The sequence below is a fragment of the Avibacterium paragallinarum genome (assembly GCF_011765605.1).
GTDB classification, from domain to species: Bacteria; Pseudomonadota; Gammaproteobacteria; order Enterobacterales; family Pasteurellaceae; genus Avibacterium; species Avibacterium paragallinarum.
The window spans coordinates 230946-253902 of the sequence record NZ_CP050316.1; the positions used below are offsets into that span (position 1 = coordinate 230946).

Sequence of the window (22957 nt, forward strand, 5' to 3'; positions counted from 1 at the left end):
TATAGTATTTATGCTCCTGTTTTCTTGTTGTGTTTTGTGAGTAGCATAATTTTTTAGATTTCTAAAGGAATTAAATTTATGAAAAAAGTATTAGTTGCATTATCAGTTGCTGTGGCTGCCGCATCAGCAAATGCTGTAACGGTTTATAGTAATGATGACTCTCAAGTGGATGTTGGTGGGTATTTTGATGTTGTATTAGGTAAATTTAGCAAATATCAACGTACAGATTTACGCAATAATGAGTCTCGTATTAACTTTCAGGCTCAACATAATTTAGGTAATGGGCTTAAAGTGTTGGGGTATGCTCGTTTACGTTTTGATGATTTCAGTAATGGCGTATTTGAGGATTATCAAGCGAATACAAATACATTTAATAATCCAGTAACCAATAAATTATGGTTGGCTCTTGAGCAAGACGGAATTGGACGTGTTTCATTTGGTAAACAAAATACGACTGGTGATGCAGTTCAATTGAATGATAATGCCTACTTCTTGGGAGGAAACAATAACCTTTATACGGGGGGTAATAAAGTTGTTTCTTTCCGTTCAGCTGATTTTGAATTGTCAGCTGGTCAGACATTAGGGTTTGGAGCGGATTATGTTTTTGGTGATGCAAGAAAAGATACAACAACAGTCAATTTAAAAAATGCTTATGGAGCAAGCCTGTTTTATCGCGGTGACTTTAGTGGCGTGGTGTTAAATCTTAATGCGGGTTACACAATTGAAAGTAAGGACAATAACTTATCAAATAATGGTACAGGTAGAAAAGATAAAAGCTGGCGTGTTGCTTCCCGTTTAGATTTTTCAGGTGCAAAATTGGGTGTGGAATATGGCAAAACACATATTACAGATAGCACTCGAATGAATGTAATGAATTTCTTAAATACGCATTATCTTGTTGGTGCTGAATATCAGGTTTTACCTTCGTCAAGAGTGTTTACTCAGTGGAAGCGTAAAGTTGAGGTAGGTAAAACTGCACAATACATTTATCGTAGAACAGACTATTACATTATTGGTGCTGACTATGACATTGCAAAAAATGTAACAGCTTATGCTCAATATGCTCAAAAACGAATGAATAATGGTCGCCGTTCAGGTTCTACAAAATCTAAAGATAGTCTTTATGGTGTTGGATTGCGTGTTTATTTCTAAGTGTATTATTTAGAATAAGTCAATTTAATCAGCATATGAGTAAAATCGTATGCTGATTTTTTTATTTTTAATTTGTAGGATTTTCTTTTGTGTGGTGAATTAAGTTTAAAATAAGGTGGGTGTCATTTGAGGGGGTAATGAAAGTTATTTCGGATACCTGAGATAAATAGAAGCAGGTTAAATGTCATTTACAAAATGTTTGCTGGTGCTATCAATGTGTGTTTTAAGTTGTACTTAATTGATGAGGTAATGTGGCGGAACGGACGGGACTCGAACCCGCGACCCCCTGCGTGACAGGCAGGTATTCTAACCAGCTGAACTACCGCTCCGAATCTGATATGCTAATTGGCGGAATGGACGGGACTCGAACCCGCGACCCCCTGCGTGACAGGCAGGTATTCTAACCAGCTGAACTACCGCTCCGAATCTGATATGCTAATTGGCGGAATGGACGGGACTCGAACCCGCGACCCCCTGCGTGACAGGCAGGTATTCTAACCAGCTGAACTACCACTCCGCGTTAGCGAGTTGAATGATAATGGCGAATAGTCATTGCGTCAAGCTATTTTTCCTTTGCTTCGTTTAATTGATTAAGCAATGAGCGTTAATGCAGGATTTCGTTTTCCATTCGCTTTGTCCATAAACAATTTTCTTTGCTTTTTTTGTTGATTAATTTCAAATAATCCAAATGGGCTTGCTCTTCTTCCGCGTTTGGCGTTAATACAGAAAAATCGTAGGAAAAACTGACCGCACTTCCAGTTTGACTATCTTCCTCAATCTGTAGGAGTGGAATTTCCGCTTCGCTTTCATCAAATAAGCTGGTTTGGCCGCCAGTCATTGCTAAATAAACATCACCCAAAATTTCCGCATCGAGTAACGCTCCGTGTAGGGTTCGCTTACTATTGTCAATATGCAAGCGATCGCAAAGTGCATCTAAGCTATTCCGCTTGCCAGGGTATTGCTGACGTGCCATTTGCAAGGTGTCAGTAACTTCACAAATGTCACTGGTTTTGACATTACAATGATGCTTTTGAAATTCATAATCCATAAATCCCACATCGAAGGGTGCGTTATGAATGAGCAATTCTGCCCCTTTGATAAAGTCAATAAATTCTTGAGCAATTTCAGCAAAAGAGGGTTTATCCGCAAGCATTTCATCGGTAATGCCGTGAACTTTGATCGCTTCAGGATCAACAGGGCGATCAGGCTTAATATATAAATGGAGTTTTCGTCCCGTATATTTTCGGTTAATTAATTCCACCGCACCAATTTCAATAATGCAATGTCCCTCATAATGTGCACCAAACTGGTTCATACCTGTGGTTTCGGTATCCAGCACAATTTGTCGTTCAGGCGTTAATGGCGTTGTCATTGTTTTTCTATCTCTTTCGTCATTTTTGCGGTATTATCGCCCCATTTGAGAAAAATTTATAGTGAAAATTTTGCGGGATTTATGTTGAAACAGATCGAAATTTTTACCGATGGCTCTTGCCTTGGCAACCCTGGGCGAGGCGGAATTGGGATTGTGTTGCGTTATAAACAGCACGAAAAGCACCTTTCCAAAGGCTATTTTAAGACCACCAATAACCGAATGGAATTGCGAGCCGTGATCGAGGCACTGAATAGCCTGACCGAGCCTTGTGCTGTTACGCTACACAGCGATAGCCAGTATATGAAAAATGGCATTACCCAATGGATTTTTAACTGGAAACGCAATAATTGGAAATCAAGCCAAGGCAAGCCCGTTAAAAATCAAGACCTGTGGCGGCAGTTAGATAACGCCATTCAACCGCATAAAATAAATTGGCAATGGGTGAAAGGGCATAGCGGACATCGTGAAAATGAAATTTGTGATCAACTGGCAAAGCAAGGGGCAGAAAATCCTACACTCGATGATGTGGGGTATGAGCCTTAATCCTTTGCAAAGTTTATTCACCGCATTGTAAAGTGCGGTGTGATTTTCACCTCATTTTCACTATTCAATACTTTCATTGATGAAGCCTTCTCTTTTTTATTGATTATGTGTATAAGAGGAAAGGGGGGAATAGTTTCCCCCTTTATTATGATTACACCTGTTTCGGCAAGGTGGCGATGATCGCATAGCCCTGTGCCATTCCCTTAATTTCATATTGTGAGCCAGCACTAATAAAAGCAGATTGTCCTTGTGTTAAATAAAGTGCGGTGTGATTTTCACGGATTTTTATTTCACCGCTCATCACTAATAAAATCTCCGCACTTTCACTGTGAAGCTGGTGCGTTTGGGCTTTTTCATAAGTAATTTGGGTAAGTGCAAAATCTTTTGCAGGCGTGCTGTAAGTAAATATCGCTTGCTCAATAGGGGCTACGGGAATAATTTGTGGCACGACTTCTCGGCAGTCGATCACGTTTAATAGTTCAGCAATATCAACGTGTTTTGGGGTTAAACCACCACGAATTACATTATCCGAACACGCCATTAATTCAATATTTTGCCCGCGTAAATAGGCGTGGGGAATGCCCGCGTCTTGGAAAATGCCTTCGCCTTTTTTCACTTCCACAATGTTAAATAAGTAGAAACAGATCAGCCCCACATCAAGTTTTTCCGGGGAAATCTGCATTGCGTCCATTGTGTAAAGCACCCAATAATCAGGATTTTCAAGGCTAAGCTGATTTTGTGCATAAGCACTTTGATTGGCTTGAATAATCGGATTAAGCCAGTTTGCCAGCTCGGTTTGATCCGCTTGCATAATTGTGGCGTAAAAATCCGCGAGGGGCTGTTGTTTCAGCTTCTCTGCTAAAGAGGCGAGAGAGGGACGAGCCGATAAGATTTCAATGATCGCTTGTTTCGGTTTAAAACCGTGTAATAGCCAGAAATCAGAAAGGGCAATCATCATTTCAGGCTTATGGTTATCATCTTTGTAGGTGCGTTTCGGATCGTCCAACGCGATGCCTAGGGCATTTTCTCTTGCAAAGCCTGCTTCAGCTTGTGCTTTTGTTGGGTGAAGCTGAATGGAAAGGGGCTGTTTTACATCTAAAATTTTCAGCAAATAAGGCAAGTTATTACCAAATTGAGTTCGGCTTGTTTTCCCAAGTACGGTGGGATTTTTCGCTAAAAATGCGTTTAGTGGCTCAGAGGTGCCATTTTCTTCAATGATTGATGGGGCAGAATTGTGATCTCCTAGCCACCATTCGGCATAATATTGATTTTGCTCGGCTGGAATGCCGAGAAACTCAGGTAAAAATTGGTGTCCGCCCCAGACATAATTCTGGAGCTGACCATTTAATGGGTAAAGCATTGTTATTTTCCTTTTTTATTGTTTTTTTCGTTTTTATTTGCCGTGGATTTTTGTTTCGCTTGTTGCTTAGCTTGTTCTAGGGCATTTTGATCTTGCGAAATGCGGCCGCTATCGGTGAGATATTGTAGAATTTTTTCCACATCTTTAGGATTTTCAGCCACTAAAGGCACGGCTTTGCCGTTTTTTAATACTAATTGCAAAAAGCCATTTTCACCAATATTAATGGTATTGATATAAGCATATTGCAAATAAAGATTATTTAAGAAAAAGCCGTCTTTTTTCAAAATAAACACAGGGTAGCGGATAAAGAAATGATAAATCATCAAAATACCGAACATTACCAATAAAAACATTGTGTAAGGTTCGATGCCTTGTGGTAATGCTTGATAAATAGCAACGCCAACCAGTGCGAGCATAATAATGCCTTCAATTTTTGATTTACGGCGTAAACGCACTTTTAAGATGGTTTCACCAAAGCGTTTTTCCATGAGAAATTGATCATAGAAAGCATATAAAAAATAAAGAATGATAAAAACTAATAAAGCGGTATTGATCATAACAACGTCCGTATTCTGGTTAGACAAAAAATAAACTCTCCGCGAAAGTTCGGGGAGAGTTTAATTTTAGCATTATTCTGCGTTTAAGTAACGATTAAGCGAGAATACCGGTTGCTGCACCGATGATACCGATGATGAAAATGCCCACGATAATCCATAACGCATTGACGCGGTTGCGTAATAACCACATACACGCAAAGGTGAATAGCAATGGTAATAAACCCGGCATTAAGCTATCAAGGATAGATTGCACGGTGGTCACTTCAATCGTACCGTCTTGTTTTTCAATGGTGGAAACCACCAGTGGCACATTAATGCTTGTCCATTTTTGCACTAACGCCCCCATTATGAATAGACCGAGAATTGATGCTCCTTCAGTGAGTTTTTGTAATAAGCCCCCACTCATATCTTGCACTACATCAAGCCCTTTCTTATAGCCGTAAACTACGCCGTAATAACGGGTCGCTAAACGTACAAGGTTGAATAAGACGAAGAATAATAATGGGCCAAGGATACTTCCGCTTAATGCTAAACCCGCACCAAGAGCTGCAAATACAGGACGAGCCGTTCCCCAGAAAATTGGATCACCCACACCCGCTAATGGGCCCATTAGACCTACCTTGATCCCGTTGATCGCCGCATCATCAATTTCTTTCCCATTTGCACGCTCTTCTTCCATTGCGATGGTTACACCAAGCACAGGCGCGGCCACGAAAGGTTGCGTGTTAAAGAACTCTAAATGGCGTTTGATTGCATCTTTGCGTTCTTGAGAATTTGGATCTGGGTATAAACGCTTGATAACAGGCACCATTGAGTAAGCAAAGCCAAGGGCTTGCATACGCTCAAAGTTCCAAGAACCTTGGAAAAGGTTAGAACGCATTACTACTTTATTTAAATCACTTTGGGTTACTTTTTTCATTTCAGTTGTCATTTTTCTTACCCCATTAATCTAATCTGTTATCAAGATCATTGTTGCCATTTGAAACCACTTGCACCACTTGTTTACTTTGGTTGTATTTTGGGTGAAGTTGGATATAAAGTGCTGCCATAATTGCACCTAGCACACCTAAGGCAACAAGGTTGAAATCAGTAAAGGCGGCAATCACAAAGCCTGCGTAGAAAAATGGCATTAAGTGGCCTGCGCGCATCATATTGATCACCATTGCGTAACCCACAACGGCAATAATTCCACCGGCAATTTTTAAGCCTGTTGTAACAACTGGCGGAATTGCATTTAACATTGCTTGCACAGCGTCTGTACCTGCGGTTAAAGCCACGATTAACGCTGGGATTGCAATACGCATTGCTTGTAAAATCAAGGCACTGCAGTGAATCCAGTCTAAGCGGTTCAAGTTACCATCTTCAATGGCACGGTCTGCGGCGTGTTGGAAACCCACGGTAATTGCACGCACCACATAGGTTAAAACCTGACCTGCCGCGGCAAGTGGAATGGCTAATGCGATCGCCGTAGTGATTTCTTGACCACCCACAATGACAAGAATGGTTGAAACCACAGAAGCTAATGCCGCATCAGGCGCAAGTGCCGCACCAATGTTCATCCAGCCAAGAGCAAGTAATTCTAATGAACCACCTACAATAATCCCTGTTTTAATATCGCCTAACACTAAGCCCACAAGGGTACAAGCGATAAGCGGACGGTGAGTTTGAAATTCATCAAGGATCGATCCCATACCTGAAATACAGGCAACGATAAATACAAGAATAATTTGTAGCGTTGAAATTTCCATAATATTCATCCTTTACACAAGATTGTTTTTCTTCAATAAATCCATCATATATTGACGGCTATCATTTGATACTTTACGCACATCAAGCTCCACGCCCATTGCATCAATGGCTTTGAATGCGTCAATGTCTTTATCATCAACAGATACCGCACTGGTAATCATTTTCTTACCATCTTTATAAGCCATACCACCAATGTTGATGGATTTCATATCAACGCCAGCTTCTAGCAGTTTTAACACGTCTGTTGGATTGGTGAATAACAACATCATACGCTCGCCCGCATATTCAGGGTTGTTATAAACGCGGATCATTTTATCTACGCCCACAACGTGTGCGGTTACTCCCGGTGGCGCAACGCTTTTCAGCATTGTCGAACGCACGCTATCTTTCGCCACATCGTCATTCACTACCACAATGCGAGAAACTTTGCTTTCTTTTGTCCAGCGCGTTGCTACCTGACCGTGAATTAAACGATCATCAATACGGGCTAAACCAATGGTAAGATGTCCCTCTTTATTTGGTGTTACCACTGCAGGCTGGGCTTGTTGTGCGGTTTGAGGTTGTGGAGCTGGAGCTGCTTGTTCAGGCTCTTCTTCCACATATCTCAACGCACGAACCCCCGTACGCCCTGTTTCTAACGCGATTGCCACGAGTTCTTGCAAACTTGGGCCATCATCGCGAGCCATAAAGGTTTCCACCAACATTGGCACATTCACGCCCGTAACAATGTCCATATTGTCTTTGCCTTCAGATACACGGTTTGCCGCATTAAATGGACTGCCACCCCAAGTATCCACAAGGAAAAGCACTTCATCGCAATGGGAAAGCGTTGTACTCAGTTTTTCCTGATATTTCGCCATAATCGTTTCAGCATTTTCGCCGGGAACGAAATCAATTGTGGCGACATTTTCTTGTTCACCAATCAGCATCTCCGTGGTTTTGAGCAGTTGTTCTGCTGCCACCCCGTGTGTTGCTATGATGATCGCAATAGCCATAAGGACTCCTTTAAGTTAAGTGATTGCAACGATATAAATTCGGCGAGCATTCTAAACTAAAATACTCCAAAATAATGTGATAGAGATCACAGTTTTTATTAATTCTTCAATAAAATTTGTGAGGAAGATCGAACTTTTACTGTTTTTGCTAAAAAGGGTAATAGTTTTGATAATTTATTTGACGGAATTTTGAAGTAAAACTCTATTTATAAAATAAAAATTTAGTAAGGTAACAAAATATTACATCATTTTCTTTCTTAAATTTTATTATTGAGATGTGGATCGTAAAAAATAAAGTGCGGTGATTTTTTTTGGTACTATTTTTATAAAATAGATGAAAGATTTTGTTATTTTATGCTTGAAGTGCCATATGAAGAAATCAAAGATGAAATTATTTAAATGGAAAGCAGTTAATCAATTGCAACAAAAACAGCAAGGAATGATTGTCGCCAAAAATGAAGATATAGCTAAAACGCTCTTATTTAATCGAAAACTACAAAATATTAAGCTACAACGCAACTGGCAATTTTCGCGTAAACCAAAATTAAATGAGCTTTATGAATTCATAAATCAATTGGCTCTATTATTGAAAGCGTCTCTTCCGCTTAAACAAAGTTTATTGTTGTTACAGCGAGATTGTACAATTATTCAATTAAATATCTGGATTAGTGAAATTATTTCTGCATTAGATAGTGGATTAAGCTTTTCTCAGTCAATAGAAAAACAAGGTAAATATTTTTCTCAACAAGAGTTGCAACTTTTAAAAGTTGGCGAAATGACGGCATCACTTCCTCAAGTTTGCCACAATATTGCACAATACCGACAACGCTCATTAAAGTTGAAAAGAAAAGTCCAGAAAATCTTACTTTACCCTATAGTTGTGTTTTGTATTTCTTCAATTTTAACCATTCTTTTATTAGTTTTTGTTGTGCCACAATTTGCTGAGATGTACGAGGCTAATCATAGCCAGTTGCCTTCTTTTACTGTCTTTTTAATTGCATTATCAGAGTTACTACAAACTTATTTGCTACACAGTATTTTATTGGTCGTTTTATGTGTTATTTTTATTCGTATACGTTTGAAACATTCTCAGCGTCTTGTGCGATTAAAGAATCAGTGTATTTTTTATTCTCCTATATTAGGAAAAATAACAAAACTCTCTCGTCTCATTAATTTTAGCGGGACCTTATCTTTAATGTTGTATGCTAAAGTGCCATTAAATATTGCTTTACAGTCTTTTTTACCTAAACAAGCTAGCTGGCAGATCCAAAAAAGTTATGTGGGCGATCAATTTTTGAACCAAGCCATAGAAACAGCATTGTATTGGCTTAATTTAGGATATAGCTTATCTGATAGCGTTTCTAGCGATTTTTTTCCACTTGAAGCTCAGCAAATGTTAAAAATTGGTGAGGAAAGTGGTCAAGTGGCTCAAATGTTGCAGCATATTTCGGAGAAATATCAACAAGATCTTGATCACCAAGTGGATCTGTTATCCCAATTATTAGAGCCGATGTTGATGCTAATTATTGGCGGATTGATTGGTGCGGTGCTGCTCGGAATGTACCTCCCTATTTTTAATATCGGAGCAATGATCCAATGAAGGAACTAGCCAGTTTTTTCTTCGGCGGTTTGGTCGGTGCAGGCATTTTTTATGCCGTTTCAACCTTTACCGCACGGCTTTCGTTTACTGTATGGAACGATTATTGCCAGCTTTTCACCCCGCAAGAAACCGCAATGCCACAAACAACATTAACAAAGAAAAAGTGCGGTCATTTCTGGCACTACTTTTTTGCGATTGGTGGTTTATTTGCCCTGTGCGTCCAGCTCAATGCTAACATTTGGGTTGCGTTATGGTGGGCGTGTTGGCTGGGTGCTTTGATTTTTATTGGCTTAATTGACGGGCTTTATCGGCTTATTTCCCCCTTGCTGTGTGTTTGGCTTTTCTTGTGGGGATTGCTTAGTGCGTACTGGCAAATTTTGCCTTTCGGCTTGGAACAGTGCGTGATTAGTGCGGTCAGTATTTTCGTGATTTTTTATGGGCTGTATGCCCTTTGCCGATGGGGATTAAAAAAAGAAATGCTCGGCGAGGGCGATTGCTGGTTAGTGCTGGCTCTCGGGGCAGAAATTCAGCTTGAAAAACTACCGCACTTTGTTTTTTTAGCTAGCCTTTACGGCATTGTTTTTTATTTGATCAAGCAACGCCTCGTTAAAAAATCACACCACAACGCTACCCCCGAAATCCCCTTTGCCCCGTTTCTTATTCTTTCCGCTTTAACGCTTGTGTGGTGGTAGTTGCTTCAGCTCAAAATAAGACAAGGCTTTGATCCGCCGATAGTATAAATCGTACAGCAAGGCGAAGCACTGACTATTTTATATTGCTTCGTAAAAATAGAGTGCGTATGATCGCGAATAACGCAATAAATCGGGAGAAAAAATGAGCTATATTGTTGGGATAACAGGTGGGATCGGTAGTGGTAAAAGCACGATCGTAGATCTTTTCGCGGAACTGGGGGCGGAGATTATTGATGCCGATGTGGTTGCAAGGGAGGTTGTTGCACAAGGCTCGCCATTGCTTGCTCAAATTGTTGAGCATTTTGGCACACAGGTTTTACAAGATTCTGGCGAGTTAAATCGTTCCGCGTTACGCCAAATTGTTTTCGGTAATGAACAAGAAAAACAATGGCTTAACGATCTGCTTCACCCTGCAATTCGTAAAGAAATGCTCACTCGATTAGCACAATCGCAAGCCCCTTATGTGCTGTGGGTTGTGCCGTTATTAATTGAAAATCAGCTTACGGAGTTTTGCGATCGTGTTTTGGTGATCGATGTCTTGCCCGAAACGCAGTTGCATCGAGCCAGCTTGCGGGATCACAGCGACATTCAACTGATAAAAAATATTATGGCAGCCCAAGTCAGTCGTGAGCAACGTTTAGCGATGGCTGATGATGTGGTGGATAACGAACCCGAATTACCGCAAAATCTTCCTGCGTTAAAAAAGAAAGTGTTAGAATTGCATCAACATTACTTACAGTTCGCGAAAAAAAGAAGGATACCAATGACAAAAGAGATTTTTGAAGTACCTTGCCCACAATGCAAAAAGGCGGTGGCTTGGGTGGAAGCAAACCCATATCGCCCGTTTTGTAGTAAACGTTGCCAACTGATTGATTTAGGCGAATGGGCAGCCGAAGAAAAAGCCATTCCGTGCGAAACCGCAGATTTTGCTACGAATGAACATTTTGGCGATGATTGGCGAGGCTAATGGAAGCAGAATGCGGATACAACACCAACAAAATCAACAAGATGGCGAGTTTTTTATCCTTGATGAACAAGGGCAAAAAGTGGCAGAGCTTACTTATTATTTCATTGATGAACATCGCATTAATGCCAATCATACCTATGTTTCAGAAGCATTACGCGGTCAGGGCGTGGCGGATAAACTCTATCAAGCATTGGTGAAGTTTGTGCGAGAAAAGCAATTAATCTTAGAACCAACTTGCAGTTATATCGCCAAAAAATGGCAACGTGAGCTGAAATAACCACATCAAAGCGTAGTATTGAAATATGTCATTTTCTTCGTGAAGATGATTGAGAAATTAAAATTATCTTGCTAAAATCCACCGCACTTTTTTACAAAAGTATGTTCGGATGAAGGTAGCTGGAGAGTAGGGAATTAACCCTGCACCGACGAGGTAAAATCTTTCAGGTGCTATTAAGTTAGCGAGGACTGTTACTGGACGAACCCTTGGAGAGAGCCATCGCGATTAACGCAGAATGGACGCCGAAGGCGCAAAAGAGCGGTGTGAAATTTCACCGTTTTTCAAACGCTCAGGCAAAAGGACAGGGGCAAGAGATTATTTTCGGTGAAATGCACGATGTATTTCGTGTTTTTTATTGCTTAATCGTTTAGGTTTAAAGACAAGGCGAGCAGCCCTGTGATGTTAAACTCAACCAACGCGATTTCACCCACTCTTTTCGCCTCCTTGTAAACCCAGATTTTTTACGAGGAATATTCAATGACCGCATTTTTATCATCAATTAATTCATTTATTTGGGGCCCGCCGTTATTAATTTTATTATCAGGAACGGGGCTGTATTTCACTTTCAGGCTTGGATTTATTCAAATTTTTCAATTACCTAGAGCACTCACCTATTTATTCAAAAAAGAAAAAGGGGCACAAAAAGGAAAAGGTGATGTTTCCGCCTTTGCCGCATTGAGTACCGCTCTTGCTGCCACCATTGGCACGGGGAATATTGTCGGCGTTGCCACCGCCGTGCAAGCGGGAGGGCCAGGGGCGATTTTTTGGATGTGGTTAGTCGCCTTGCTTGGAATGGCAACCAAATATGCCGAATGTTTGCTTGCGGTCAAATATCGCATTGTGGATAAACGCGGTTTTATCGCGGGTGGGCCGATGTACTATATTGAACGAGGCTTAGGGATCAAATGGCTGGCGAAATTTTTTGCTGTTTGCGGGATCTTAGTTGGCTTTTTCGGCATTGGCACATTCCCCCAAGTGCAAGCCATCACGCACGCGATGCAAGATACTTTCCATATTCCTGTGGAAATAATGGCACCTATCATCACGCTACTTGTGGCTTCGATTATTCTTGGCGGTATTAAACGGATTTCTGCTGTCGCTGCGATTGTCGTGCCGTTTATGGCGATGCTTTATGTGCTGACTTCGATTGTGATCATCATCTTAAATTGGAAACACGTTCCCACTGCAATCAGTTTAATTGTAGAAAGTGCTTTTAATCCGCAGTCTGCTTTGGGGGGAGCATTGGGATATACTGTGATGAAAGCTATTCAATCAGGTGTAGCACGGGGGATTTTTTCCAATGAATCAGGGTTAGGTAGTGCCCCCATTGCCGCCGCCGCCGCACAAACGAAAGAACCCGTACGGCAAGGTTTAATCTCAATGACGGGAACATTTTTAGACACCCTAATTGTATGTACAATGACCGGTATCGTGATTGTGCTAACTGGGGCGTGGCAATCTCCACAAGCGGGGGCAGCGGTAACCAATCTCGCCTTTTCTGAAGGACTAGGCACCGTGGCAGGCGGAACAATCGTTACTATCGGCTTACTCTTTTTCGCGTTCACCACGATCTTAGGCTGGTGCTATTACGGCGAACGCTGCTTCGTTTATCTCGCAGGCGTAAAAGGCGTGAAACTTTACCGCTTTATCTTCATCTTACTCGTTGCTTGCGGGGCATTTATCCAACTCGACACCATTTGGATCTTAGCCGACATCGTAAATGGACTAATGGCATTCCCAAATCTCATTGCATTAATCGGCTTGCGTAAGGTCATTATTGAGGAAACAAAAAGCTATTTTGAGTGTTTAAAACTCACGCACCACGATGCTGATGAGTAATGGAATTCGTTAATATGCTTTAAATCGCTAACTTCGTGTATATGGAAAGTTTATAGGTTAGCGATTTAATATTTAACTTAATAAGCAATAGGTGAATTATACATTAATAAGCTAACTAACATAATAGCTCACTTATTTGCTACTGTTTCCTACAACTATTCATTTACCTTAAATGCTTCTAACGCTCTTAAAGAGTAAGTATAAGCAGCCCCAGCATTTAGGGCGATGGCAGTGGCTAAGGCGGCGGCTACTTCTTCTTCCGTCGCTCCCGCTTTGACTGCTTCATCAGCATGAACGGCAATGCAGCTTTCACAACGTGTGGTTACCGCAACAGCAAGAGCAATAAGCTCACGCGTTTTTGCATCTAATGCGGATGCTTCCATTGCACTTGATAATGCTCCATATGCCTGCAACATTTTTGGATATTTTTTACCTAATTCACCAAAAGATTGTTTAACATGGCTTTTTTCTTGTTTCCAGTCTTTAAACATAGTTTAACTCCTATTTAATTAAATGATAGCTATTTATGGTCGTTTCATTTTTAACTTAAACGATTATAGTCCGTATTATTATGAGATGAATTGTTCGATATGTCTGGTAGGATCATCTCAAGTTTTAGTTAAAAAATCTAACAAAATGCTTTATGATGATTGCCTGTAGTAAGGAGAAAGCCGTTGGATATTTTAGATCACCTCATTGAATTGGCTCAAATTCAAGGAGAAATTCACACACATTGCCTATTTCAAGGAAATTGGCGAACCCTACAGCCAAGTGCGGCCCAAAATATGGGTATTTTTCATATTATTGTTCGTGGTGAGTGTGAAATTATTGTTAATAAGCAAAAAATTTTTCTTAAAGCGGGAGATATTTTCTTTTTACCTGAAGGGGATTTGCATTATATTCAAAGTCGAAAATTTGCAGAAATCACACAAAGTACGATTGAAAAAAGTGAAATTGGGCTATTTCAGCTAGCCACTAATGGTTTAGAAAAAAGTGATTTTGAGATGTTTTGCGGTGTATTTTATTACGATAAACAATCCATTTTATTCAAAATTTTGCCGCATATTTTGCATTTATCAATGTATCAAACACCGATTGAGCAACTTGTGGAACTTTTTCGTTTTGAAGCTGAAGGTCAACAATCGGCAGGAAGATCGATTATTAATTCGCTTTCATCTGTGCTATTTGCTTACATTTTGCGTCATTATATTGTAAAACACGAAAGTGAGATGGGCTTGCTTGCAGCATTACAAGATAAACGCTTATCGGCAGTTGTACGCGAGGTTTTACAGAATCCCGAGCAAAATTGGAATATGGAAAATTTAGCTGAAATGGCGAATATGTCGCGAGCCAATTTTATCCGTGTTTTTCAGAAGAAAATGGGGATCGCTCCGGGCAAATTTCTTACTCAAGTGAGAATGCAACGAGCCTCAATGTTATTGAAAACAACACAGAAAAATATACTTACTATTGCTTTAGACATTGGCTACCAGTCTGAAGCCTATTTTAGTCGTGTGTTCAAACAATATTATGGTATTTCACCTAATCAGTACCGTAAACAAGGAGTATGATAATGGCTGATCCACATATTCAATCCCCAATGGATTGGTGCGATTACCTTACCGTAATCATTTATCGTTGTGGTTTTGTACTTGCAGCAATAATGACGGCTCTTTTACCTTATTATCCCGCTATTGCTTATTTAGGGTTGCTTACTGCAGCGTTATGCTGTGCCTCATCATTGCATATTTATTTGAAAAATTTTAGGTTTGTCTTGCAATTTGCGACATGGGTTGCCTTGTTATGTCATTTGTATGGAATGCCACAGCTGGCTTTAGGAGGAGCGTTGGTTACTCTTGGTGGTTTGGCATTTAAAGAATATTTTTGTTTCCGTATCATTGGGCTAAATTTTCAACCCATTTTTCTCGCATTGCTGTGGTTTGCAGATAGGTTTAATTACGTGCTATTTTTCAATGGATTATCCGTGATCTCAGCGTTACTTTTTGCATTATTAGCGATCCAAAAATGGCGAATGCCATTGCATTTTGATATTGGGGATAAGCGAAAATATCAAATTTAATAAACGATAAGATAAGGTATTGAGAGAAATTTTTCTTTGTAAGCAAAGAGATTGTTGTTTTGCTTGGCGGAGAATTATAGAATTCAGCAATTTCATTCCTGCCAGTACAAAAGCAGGGTTTATTTATTTTTTTATGAATAGGGCAAAACCGTGATTTCACCAGAAAGCCAAGTGCTTGAGCGTCATCTTTCTTTATTTGAAAATAGACATATATTATTTACAGGAGCATTGTGCGATGCTTTTCCACAGCAACTGCAAAATAAAGCAAAATCAATACATTATTGGTCATGGTATTTTGATTATGCAGAAAATCAAAGTGCGGTAGATTTTTGTGTTGATTTTACTCCGAATGCCAATCTCATTGTTTATTATTGGACAAAAAACAAACAAGAAAGCCTGCTGCAATTAATGCAACTTTTGTCTAAATGCGAGCCTGAGCAAGAGGTGCTAATTATTGGCGAAAACCGCAGTGGCGTGCGTTCTGCGGAAAAAATACTTTCCTCTTTTGGTGAAATTGGCAAAATTGACAGTGCAAGGCGTTGTGGGCTATATCATTTTTGCTTAAAAAAAGTACCGCACTTTGATTTCGCTCAAGCTTGGAGATCTTATCGACATACTCAATTAGGGGATTTAACCATATTTAGTCTGCCTGGTGTATTTAGTGCAGCCGAACTTGATGTGGGAACCGCGTTATTACTTTCCACTTTAAATCATCCAATTAAAGGACGCGTGTTAGATCTAGGCTGTGGCGTTGGTGTCATTGGTAGCTATATTAAGCGACATAATCCGAATGTGGATCTTACTATGACGGATATTCACGCTCTAGCTATCGCTTCAGCACAACGAACCCTTGCAGAAAATCAGCTTGAAGGTAAAGTGCTGGCGAGTGATGTATTTTCAAAAATTGAGGGCAAATTTGATTTGATTGTTTCCAATCCCCCTTTTCATGATGGTGTGGATACCGCTTATCGTGCGGTGTCAGAACTTATTCAGCAAGCAAAATGGCATTTAAATACAGGGGGAGAATTACGCATTGTTGCGAACGCATTTTTGCCTTACGCCGATTTGCTCGATCAATATTTTGCTTCTCACCAAGTGTTAGCTAAAACCAATAAATTTAAGGTTTATTCTGTTCGTTATTAAAATTTTGTAAATAAGTGAAAGGTCACATATCTAGATATTTATTTGATGATAGAGCCTGATTCTTTTCAGGCTCATATCTACATATAGTCATTTTATTCCAAGCGAATACGATGTTATACCAACGGTATTATTTATACTCTCTTTGAATTAACGCTTTATTTTGAATTTAATCATATTCGTTTACTATTAACTCCCAGTGTGTGTCATCATTAATTTTTAAGTGAAGATGATGATGGTTCATTAAAGTAGATCGGTGACCTACACTAATGATTGTTGTGCTAGGAAGTGATGTTTTTAGTAAATAATACATTGCTTCTTCTAAGCCTTCGTCCATACTTGCGGTGGCTTCATCAAGAAAGGCGACTCGTGGCTTATGTAATAATAATCGAGCAAATGCTAAACGTTGTTGCTCGCCTAAAGAAAGTATTTGAGTCCAATCATTTTCTTCTTTCAGTCTATTGACAAGATGTCCTAAATTGACTTTATGCATAATTTCTATAATTGGGGTCATATCCTGTGAATCGTTGATTTTTTCAGGATAATATATCGCATCAATGAGTTTTCCTTGTGGTAAATAAGGCTTCTGTGAAAGAAATAATGCTTTTTGTGGACAAATAATATCGCCCTCTGAATAGGGCCATAATCCGGCTATTGTGCGTAATAATGTTGTTTTTCCTACACCAGAACGTCCCTGAATTAATAAACTTTCTCCTAAAGGTAATGTGAAATTTAAATCAGAAATAAGCGTTTTATTATCAGGTCTTTTAATTGTTAAATTATGAAAGATAATTTCTCCATCGCTATCTTGTATTTGTGATTGTTGAATGGTTGTATTAATAGCCGTATGAAAACCTGTTAAACGATCGAGTACTGCTCGATAAGCTGCAAAATCATCATAAGAATTACGATAAAATGATAATGATGATTGCACTTTACCAAATGCTTGGGCTGTTTGAATTAGATCTCCTAATTTAATTTGTTGATTAAAATAACGGACAGCTTGAATTAAAAAAGGAAAAATTACCGAAACCTGTGAAACTGTTAAATTAAAACCTGATAACTTTAATGTTCGATAAATCAGTTGCCAAATATTTGTAATTATCTTATGAAATTGGGTATTTAGTAGATGTAACTCTACTTTTTCTCCACGATAAAAGGCAATACTTTCTGCATATTCCTTGAGCCGAATAAGAGAATAGCGATAGTTAGCATTCAATTTTTCATTGATAAAATTAAGTTTAATTAAAGGTGAGCCTATTTTAAAAGCAATAAGGCTTGTGAAGAAAACATAAATGAAAACAAGAAATACCATCATATGAGGAATTTCATATCCTGCAACATTCATTGGTCCGGACAAATTCCATAAAATTGCTGTAAATGCAATAAGGGATACTGTTGAAGAAATGACACCTGTAGCTAAACTAAGTGATCTTTCAATATAGGATTCAATATCTTGTTGAATACGTTGATCGGGATTATCTATTTGGGTCAAGCTATGTTGCGTTTTGTAATAAGCTTGGTTTGATAGCCATTTTTCTAAATAACATTGGTTTAACCAAATACGCCATTGAATTTTGAATCGTTGAGATAAATAATAAGTGAGCAGAATATTTAAAACGTGAATACTTGCAAGAAAAGAGAATAAAAGCATTTGTTGCCAAAATATTTTTTCATTCATATCTTGTAAAGCACTGTACATTGCGTTATACCATTCAGAAAACAGAATATCCAAACGCACAGAAATTAAGTTAAAGAAAATGATCACCCAAAAGTAGCATAAGGGTTTCAAACTTTGTTTAGGTGAAAGATAATCTCGAGCTAAAAGCCAAAATTGCCGTCCCCATCGAGTTATTTTAGTGAGTATTGCTAAGATGAGTGAAAATACGAGACTTGTTATAATTAGGGTTTTAGCTACCCATATCAACGAAGTAAGAACTTCTTCTGACCAGTTCATAATTATTCCTATTAAAAATTATTTTATCTATCGTAAATTTTGTAATGAATAAAAAATATTAGATATTAGAATTAAGAATTTGTTCGAATATTGTTAAAGAAAATTATCCATCTCGCAAGAAAAATGTGATGTAGATTACATTTTTCAATCTTAATTTATTCTTTCTATCGATAGGTTGTTATAATTTTCTAGTAGAATCTAGTTTTTGAGGTTGTTATGAATGATATTGCGATTACTATCAGTATCTTAGCACTGGTCGCAGTGGTGGGATTATGGATAGGACATTTTAAAATCCGTGGTGTAGGGCTAGGTATTGGCGGTGTATTATTTGGAGGGATTATTGTTGCTCACTTTACAAACCAATATGGCGTACATTTGGATTCCCATACTTTACATTTTATTCAAGAATTTGGCTTGATCTTATTTGTATATACCATTGGGATTCAAGTTGGACCAGGTTTTTTTGCTTCATTACGAGAATCTGGATTAAAGCTCAATGGCTTAGCCGTGTTGATTGTATTGCTTGGTGCAGCTTGTGTCGTAGTGCTTTATAAAATTGCTGGTGTGCCACTTGATATTATTCTTGGTGTTTATTCTGGTGCCGTAACCAATACCCCTTCTTTAGGTGCTGGACAACAAATTCTTTCTGAACTGGGAATGAATCACGCCACAGGTAATATGGGAATGGCATATGCAATGGCATATCCTTTTGGAATCTGCGGTATTCTACTCACAATGTGGTTAGTGCGGTTATTTTTTAAAATAAAAGTAGACGAAGAAGCAACCAATTTCCAACGAGAAAGTGGACAAGATAAAGAAAGTCTACGTTCAATGAATATTCGTGTTACCAACCAAAATCTCAATGGATTGGGTTTGATTGAAATTCCAGGATTCGAGAGTAAAGACGTTGTTTGTTCACGTTTGAAACGTGGTGAAAATGTGAGCGTACCAAACGCAGATACGAAAATTTTCCTTGATGATTTATTACACCTTGTTGGTGATAGTCACACCCTACAAAAGATGCAACTCGTGATTGGTGAAGAGGTTGATGTGCCGCGTTCAACATTAACGGGCGATCTTCGTTCTGAACGTATTGTAGTAACCAATGAAAAAGTACTAGGTAAAAAAATCAAATCTCTTGGAATTCATCAAAAGTATGGCGTCGTGATTTCTCGTTTAAATCGAGCGGGAGTTGAACTTGTGCCGACAGCGAACAGTACGTTGCAATTTGGGGATGTTCTACATGTTGTAGGGCGTACAGATATGATTGACAACGCGATCAATTTAATTGGTAATGCACAGCAAAAATTGCAACAAGTACAAATGCTCCCAGTGTTTATTGGCATTGGATTAGGTGTGTTAGTAGGTTCCATTCCTTTCTATATTCCAGGACTTTCGGTTGCTTTAAAACTTGGTTTGGCAGGTGGACCTCTAGTCGTTGCACTAATTTTGGCAAGAATAGGAAGTATCGGAAAACTATATTGGTTTATGCCACCAAGTGCGAACTTGGCACTTCGTGAAATTGGTATTGTATTATTTTTAGCTGTTGTTGGATTAAAATCAGGTGGAAATTTTGTAGATACGCTTGTCAATGGTTCAGGATTAGAATGGATGGGCTATGGGATTATCATTACGCTTTTCCCATTAATGGTCGTAGGGGTATTGGCTCGTTGGTATCTAAAACTTAATTATCTTTCCTTATGCGGTTTACTAGCAGGATCTATGACGGATCCGCCTGCACTTGCTTTTGCAAATGCGATTAAAGAAGATAGTGGAATTGCCGCATTATCCTATGCTACTGTATACCCACTAGTAATGTTTTTACGAATACTTTCACCGCAACTTCTTGCTATATTGATGTGGAGTTTCTTATAAAAACCTTATGTAGGTGTACGTTTAGCGAGCAATATTGTTCATATCGATAATTCTGATTCAAGTGGAGTAGAACGAAGAAAACAAACTAAATTTGGTTATGGTATTTTAACTGGATTCTCTTATAGTCTTGATAAAAACCTTGCATTAAATGCAGGCATAGAATATAACCGTTTAGGTGGATGGGAAGATACTAACGTTAACCAATACGGTGCAAAAATTGGACTTCGCTACGAGTTCTAATTAATCATTTTTAATAGTGCGGTAGTTTTCTACCGCATTTTTCATTCTAGATGCTAAGCGAATTTATTAAATTAATAAGGCTTTTCATTAAATCAATCAAGAGTATTTTGCATCTTTTATTTTTTCGACCGCACTCCTAATCGTAAGTCCGACTTCAGCAGATATGAGCTGACAGAGAATTTGGCTTAAATCATCTAGTAAAGATAGATTGACTTGATGATTCTCGTCAAAATAGTTATTTTCCTTTAAGCTTCCAATAAATGCTGAAAATACAGCTTTATCAAAAAATTCTGGTGCATTAATTCCATGCAATACAGATAAACGTTGAGCGACAGATTGGCTTTCTTTCTCCAATGTGGCTCGAGAAATGGCAGGATCATTTTGTAAAATATTTACTGTAATATAGTAACGTTGTAAGATTTCTCTTACACCAGCTGACCAAAGTTGTAGCATTCTAACTTGAGGTTTATAAATTGACAAGATACTTTCATTACATTGAATAATCTTTTGCCGTTGCAATTCTCGGATAATATTTTCTACACGTTCTTTTAATTCATCATTACTGAAATGTAAAAATAATTCGTCACGTAGAAAAGGGTAAATTTTTCCAACAGCTTTTAAAACCAGATCTTTTTGAATTGCACCGTAATGTAATACGATACTTGTGACTAAAGAAGGAAGCACAAATAAATGCTGAATATTATTGCGATAATAAGTCATTAATACAGCAGAGTTGCGTTCTAAGCGGACAATTTCACCAAAGTTATCTTTCTCAATAAGTACACCAACACGATCTAAAGTTAATACATGTTCTAACATCTCTTCAGGTGTTTCTGAGGGGATAATGATATCTGCAGAATAAGGGACATTTTGCAAAAATTGCTGATAACTAGCTAATTGCTCTAATAACTGTTTACGCGTTAATGCCCGTTGGCGGGAAGATAGTAATGCCATTCCCGTTAAATTCATTGCATTTACCGCAGCTGCATTATTAATATTTACCATTACTTGGTTAGATACTGCATCTACGGCTTTATTAAACCACTGAGTTCGGTCATCTTCAGAATGAGTTTCTTTCCATTCAGGAAAATTCGTATTCAGATAATTACTTAGAATGATAGGTTCGCCAAAATTTACATAGCCTTTTCCTAAATTGCGTAATTTTTTGATAACACGCAATACTAAGCCGGCATTTTCTTTTTCTTTGGCTGCTCCGCGTAATTCTTTAGCATAAGTATCCACTTCTAAAACGTGTTCATAGCCAACATACACGGGGACGACTGAAATTGGGCGGGTTTGTCGCTGTAATGCCTGTAACGTCATTGACATCATTCCCGTTTTTGGGGCAAGCAAACGCCCTGTGCGAGATCGGCCTCCTTCAATAAAGTACTCTACAGAATAACCGCGATGGAATAATTCTGCTAAATATTCCCGAAAAATCGTTGAATAAAGGCGATTACCTTTAAATGTACGGCGGATAAAAAAGGCTCCGCCTCTGCGGAACATCGCACCAACTGGCCAAAAGTTCAAATTAATTCCTGCCGCAATATGTGGTGTTACCAAGCCTTGATGATAAAGTACGTAAGAAAGCAATAAATAGTCAATATGACTGCGGTGACAAGGTACATAAACGATTTCGTGGCCTTCAAGTGCAAGTTTACGCACACGATCAGCATGTTGCACATCAATACCTTGATAAAGCTTATTCCATAACCAGCGTAAGAACCGATCCGCCATTCTTAATCCTTCATAGCTCACGTTTGCTGCAATTTCATCTAAAATTTTATAAGCCTCTTTGTGTGCTTTTTCTAATGGAATTTTCTTACTTTTTGCCTCATCTTCAATTGCTTTTAAAATAGTTGGTAACTGCAATAATTTATTAAACATAGCTTGGCGATTAGGTAATCTTGGACCTGTAGCAGAAATACGCTGTTTAGAGAAATGGATTTTTGCAACACGAGCTAATTTTGCCGCAATTTTTTCATCTGAACCATGTTCTTCAACCATATAACGTAAAGAAACAGCTTGTGAAAAACGCACAAAAGTATCACGACCAAACCAAATTGCAGCAGCAAACTTCTGAACTCCATTTAATAAACGTAAATTAGGTAGGCTAGATTTATTTTCGTGTCCTGGAGAGCGCCCCCATAATACGGAAACAGGAATAATTTGCACATCAAGATCAACTAAAGTGCGGTGTAATTCTAAATATTTATTAAAAATAGCAATCGTCTCTTTCTTAGCTCCTTTAGATTTAAAAAAACGTCTTCCTTCATCTAAGAAAACAAAACGCGGCAATGTGAGGTTTCCAATTACATTTTTTTCAAATGGATCAGGCAAACCTACATTTAAACAATTTTTCCGAAAAATCACTAAATCTGTTTGCGAAGTATAAGGCAATACATATACGACAGGTTGAGCAATATTAAGAGCCAGCTCTTCTATAGGATTGTGAGGAATTGGATTATTTTTTACTAAAATAGATAGAGGGAATTCTAATAATTTTCTATATAAATTAAGCACACTTGTCATACAAATTCCATAATTAAATTAATTAGTACA

21 protein-coding genes, 3 tRNA genes, 1 pseudogene and 1 riboswitch are annotated in these 22957 nt (G+C 38.6%); of the genes and pseudogenes, 13 read left to right on the forward strand and 12 right to left on the reverse strand.

The window, feature by feature from the left end; all coding sequences use genetic code 11:
- Nucleotides 1-78 precede the first annotated feature (78 nt).
- Nucleotides 79-1152: a porin gene (locus tag HBL79_RS01330; protein WP_035686975.1), complete on the forward strand. Its 1074-nt coding sequence runs from the start codon at nt 79-81 to the stop codon at nt 1150-1152.
- 252 nt (nt 1153-1404) lie between these two features.
- On the opposite strand, the gene HBL79_RS01335 is transcribed toward HBL79_RS01330, so the two are convergent.
- The 4 genes from HBL79_RS01335 to dnaQ all read right to left on the reverse strand — a co-directional run bounded on the left by HBL79_RS01335 (nt 1405) and on the right by dnaQ (nt 2524).
- Nucleotides 1405-1481: transfer RNA gene (locus tag HBL79_RS01335), tRNA-Asp, on the reverse strand.
- 17 nt (nt 1482-1498) lie between these two features.
- Nucleotides 1499-1575: transfer RNA gene (locus HBL79_RS01340), tRNA-Asp, on the reverse strand.
- Between the two features lie 17 nt (nt 1576-1592).
- Nucleotides 1593-1669 (reverse strand) — tRNA-Asp (locus tag HBL79_RS01345).
- A gap of 87 nt (nt 1670-1756) precedes the next feature.
- Entirely contained in the window at nt 1757-2524 is a 768-nt protein-coding gene (dnaQ, locus tag HBL79_RS01350) for a DNA polymerase III subunit epsilon (RefSeq protein WP_035686973.1), read from the reverse strand.
- Between the two features lie 81 nt (nt 2525-2605).
- Between dnaQ and rnhA the strand changes: the two genes are divergently transcribed.
- Nucleotides 2606-3067 (forward strand): ribonuclease HI, encoded by a 462-nt coding sequence (gene rnhA / locus HBL79_RS01355; protein WP_035686972.1) that lies wholly within the window; start codon nt 2606-2608, stop codon nt 3065-3067.
- 151 nt (nt 3068-3218) lie between these two features.
- Here the strand turns inward: rnhA and manA are convergent, their stop codons facing one another.
- From manA to manX, 5 genes are all read right to left on the reverse strand, one after another.
- Nucleotides 3219-4427 carry a mannose-6-phosphate isomerase, class I gene (manA, locus tag HBL79_RS01360; protein ID WP_035686970.1) on the reverse strand — a complete coding sequence of 403 codons (1209 nt, stop codon included), beginning with the start codon at nt 4425-4427 and terminating at the stop codon, nt 3219-3221.
- A gap of 2 nt (nt 4428-4429) precedes the next feature.
- Nucleotides 4430-4984 (reverse strand): DUF986 family protein, encoded by a 555-nt coding sequence (locus HBL79_RS01365; protein ID WP_046097319.1) that lies wholly within the window; start codon nt 4982-4984, stop codon nt 4430-4432.
- 94 nt (nt 4985-5078) lie between these two features.
- Nucleotides 5079-5915: a PTS mannose transporter subunit IID gene (locus HBL79_RS01370; RefSeq protein WP_017807081.1), complete on the reverse strand. Its 837-nt coding sequence runs from the start codon at nt 5913-5915 to the stop codon at nt 5079-5081.
- Between the two features lie 13 nt (nt 5916-5928).
- Entirely contained in the window at nt 5929-6732 is an 804-nt protein-coding gene (locus HBL79_RS01375; RefSeq protein ID WP_017807082.1) for a PTS mannose/fructose/sorbose transporter subunit IIC, read from the reverse strand.
- A 12-nt stretch (nt 6733-6744) separates the two neighbouring features.
- On the reverse strand, nt 6745-7728 hold the full coding sequence (gene manX / locus HBL79_RS01380; RefSeq protein WP_035686968.1) for a PTS mannose transporter subunit IIAB: 984 nt from the start codon (nt 7726-7728) through the stop codon (nt 6745-6747).
- 385 nt (nt 7729-8113) lie between these two features.
- Between manX and HBL79_RS01385 the strand changes: the two genes are divergently transcribed.
- From HBL79_RS01385 to HBL79_RS01405, 6 genes and pseudogenes are all read left to right on the forward strand, one after another.
- Complete coding sequence (locus HBL79_RS01385; protein ID WP_081637525.1) at nt 8114-9328, forward strand: type II secretion system F family protein; 1215 nt, start codon at nt 8114-8116, stop codon at nt 9326-9328.
- Nucleotides 9325-10020: a prepilin peptidase gene (locus tag HBL79_RS01390; protein ID WP_035686962.1), complete on the forward strand. Its 696-nt coding sequence runs from the start codon at nt 9325-9327 to the stop codon at nt 10018-10020. Before HBL79_RS01385 ends, HBL79_RS01390 begins: the two co-directional genes overlap by 4 nt.
- Before the next feature lie 142 nt (nt 10021-10162).
- Nucleotides 10163-10663, forward strand: a pseudogene (gene coaE, locus HBL79_RS01395) (dephospho-CoA kinase); the annotation flags it as partial.
- Between the two features lie 120 nt (nt 10664-10783).
- Nucleotides 10784-10987, forward strand: coding sequence for a DNA gyrase inhibitor YacG (yacG, locus tag HBL79_RS12415; protein ID WP_046097598.1), 204 nt, complete (start codon nt 10784-10786; stop codon nt 10985-10987).
- A gap of 10 nt (nt 10988-10997) precedes the next feature.
- The gene (locus HBL79_RS01400) at nt 10998-11264 is read left to right on the forward strand and encodes a GNAT family N-acetyltransferase (protein WP_035686958.1); all 267 of its coding nucleotides are present in this window, start codon (nt 10998-11000) and stop codon (nt 11262-11264) included.
- 196 nt (nt 11265-11460) lie between these two features.
- A riboswitch (glycine riboswitch) is annotated at nt 11461-11579 on the forward strand.
- Between the two features lie 162 nt (nt 11580-11741).
- Entirely contained in the window at nt 11742-13103 is a 1362-nt protein-coding gene (locus tag HBL79_RS01405; protein ID WP_035686956.1) for an alanine/glycine:cation symporter family protein, read from the forward strand.
- Between the two features lie 155 nt (nt 13104-13258).
- On the opposite strand, the gene HBL79_RS01410 is transcribed toward HBL79_RS01405, so the two are convergent.
- A complete protein-coding gene (locus HBL79_RS01410) occupies nt 13259-13594 on the reverse strand; it encodes a carboxymuconolactone decarboxylase family protein (protein ID WP_017807091.1) in 336 nt (111 codons plus the stop codon).
- A 183-nt stretch (nt 13595-13777) separates the two neighbouring features.
- Between HBL79_RS01410 and HBL79_RS01415 the strand changes: the two genes are divergently transcribed.
- The 3 genes from HBL79_RS01415 to rsmC all read left to right on the forward strand — a co-directional run bounded on the left by HBL79_RS01415 (nt 13778) and on the right by rsmC (nt 16326).
- The gene (locus HBL79_RS01415) at nt 13778-14674 is read left to right on the forward strand and encodes an AraC family transcriptional regulator (protein ID WP_035686953.1); all 897 of its coding nucleotides are present in this window, start codon (nt 13778-13780) and stop codon (nt 14672-14674) included.
- 2 nt (nt 14675-14676) lie between these two features.
- Nucleotides 14677-15183 carry a DUF2301 domain-containing membrane protein gene (locus tag HBL79_RS01420; protein ID WP_035686952.1) on the forward strand — a complete coding sequence of 169 codons (507 nt, stop codon included), beginning with the start codon at nt 14677-14679 and terminating at the stop codon, nt 15181-15183.
- A gap of 150 nt (nt 15184-15333) precedes the next feature.
- Entirely contained in the window at nt 15334-16326 is a 993-nt protein-coding gene (gene rsmC / locus HBL79_RS01425; protein ID WP_035686948.1) for a 16S rRNA (guanine(1207)-N(2))-methyltransferase RsmC, read from the forward strand.
- Nucleotides 16327-16492: 166 nt separating this feature from the next.
- On the opposite strand, the gene HBL79_RS01430 is transcribed toward rsmC, so the two are convergent.
- Complete coding sequence (locus HBL79_RS01430; protein WP_017807025.1) at nt 16493-18280, reverse strand: ABC transporter ATP-binding protein/permease; 1788 nt, start codon at nt 18278-18280, stop codon at nt 16493-16495.
- Between the two features lie 216 nt (nt 18281-18496).
- Between HBL79_RS01430 and HBL79_RS01435 the strand changes: the two genes are divergently transcribed.
- The gene (locus tag HBL79_RS01435) at nt 18497-20155 is read left to right on the forward strand and encodes a putative transporter (RefSeq protein WP_017807024.1); all 1659 of its coding nucleotides are present in this window, start codon (nt 18497-18499) and stop codon (nt 20153-20155) included.
- Between the two features lie 42 nt (nt 20156-20197).
- Entirely contained in the window at nt 20198-20395 is a 198-nt protein-coding gene (locus HBL79_RS01440; protein ID WP_233570733.1) for an opacity family porin, read from the forward strand.
- A gap of 96 nt (nt 20396-20491) precedes the next feature.
- Here the strand turns inward: HBL79_RS01440 and plsB are convergent, their stop codons facing one another.
- Entirely contained in the window at nt 20492-22927 is a 2436-nt protein-coding gene (gene plsB, locus HBL79_RS01445; RefSeq protein WP_017807023.1) for a glycerol-3-phosphate 1-O-acyltransferase PlsB, read from the reverse strand.
- Nucleotides 22928-22957 lie beyond the last annotated feature (30 nt).

What these genes read in the sequence shown, in the direction of transcription:
- HBL79_RS01405 (WP_035686956.1), top strand. Translation starts at nt 11,742, where the DNA reads ATGACCGCATTTTTATCATCAATTAATTCATTTATTTGGGGCCCGCCG.
- HBL79_RS01410 (WP_017807091.1), bottom strand. Translation starts at nt 13,594, where the DNA reads ATGTTTAAAGACTGGAAACAAGAAAAAAGCCATGTTAAACAATCTTTT.
- rnhA (WP_035686972.1), top strand. Translation starts at nt 2,606, where the DNA reads ATGTTGAAACAGATCGAAATTTTTACCGATGGCTCTTGCCTTGGCAAC.
- HBL79_RS01435 (WP_017807024.1), top strand. Translation starts at nt 18,497, where the DNA reads ATGAATGATATTGCGATTACTATCAGTATCTTAGCACTGGTCGCAGTG.
- HBL79_RS01375 (WP_017807082.1), bottom strand. Translation starts at nt 6,732, where the DNA reads ATGGAAATTTCAACGCTACAAATTATTCTTGTATTTATCGTTGCCTGT.
- HBL79_RS01385 (WP_081637525.1), top strand. Translation starts at nt 8,114, where the DNA reads ATGAAATTATTTAAATGGAAAGCAGTTAATCAATTGCAACAAAAACAG.
- plsB (WP_017807023.1), bottom strand. Translation starts at nt 22,927, where the DNA reads ATGACAAGTGTGCTTAATTTATATAGAAAATTATTAGAATTCCCTCTA.
- yacG (WP_046097598.1), top strand. Translation starts at nt 10,784, where the DNA reads ATGACAAAAGAGATTTTTGAAGTACCTTGCCCACAATGCAAAAAGGCG.
- HBL79_RS01370 (WP_017807081.1), bottom strand. Translation starts at nt 5,915, where the DNA reads ATGACAACTGAAATGAAAAAAGTAACCCAAAGTGATTTAAATAAAGTA.
- manA (WP_035686970.1), bottom strand. Translation starts at nt 4,427, where the DNA reads ATGCTTTACCCATTAAATGGTCAGCTCCAGAATTATGTCTGGGGCGGA.
- HBL79_RS01390 (WP_035686962.1), top strand. Translation starts at nt 9,325, where the DNA reads ATGAAGGAACTAGCCAGTTTTTTCTTCGGCGGTTTGGTCGGTGCAGGC.
- HBL79_RS01365 (WP_046097319.1), bottom strand. Translation starts at nt 4,984, where the DNA reads ATGATCAATACCGCTTTATTAGTTTTTATCATTCTTTATTTTTTATAT.
- HBL79_RS01420 (WP_035686952.1), top strand. Translation starts at nt 14,677, where the DNA reads ATGGCTGATCCACATATTCAATCCCCAATGGATTGGTGCGATTACCTT.
- dnaQ (WP_035686973.1), bottom strand. Translation starts at nt 2,524, where the DNA reads ATGACAACGCCATTAACGCCTGAACGACAAATTGTGCTGGATACCGAA.
- manX (WP_035686968.1), bottom strand. Translation starts at nt 7,728, where the DNA reads ATGGCTATTGCGATCATCATAGCAACACACGGGGTGGCAGCAGAACAA.
- HBL79_RS01330 (WP_035686975.1), top strand. Translation starts at nt 79, where the DNA reads ATGAAAAAAGTATTAGTTGCATTATCAGTTGCTGTGGCTGCCGCATCA.
- HBL79_RS01430 (WP_017807025.1), bottom strand. Translation starts at nt 18,280, where the DNA reads ATGAACTGGTCAGAAGAAGTTCTTACTTCGTTGATATGGGTAGCTAAA.
- HBL79_RS01400 (WP_035686958.1), top strand. Translation starts at nt 10,998, where the DNA reads ATGCGGATACAACACCAACAAAATCAACAAGATGGCGAGTTTTTTATC.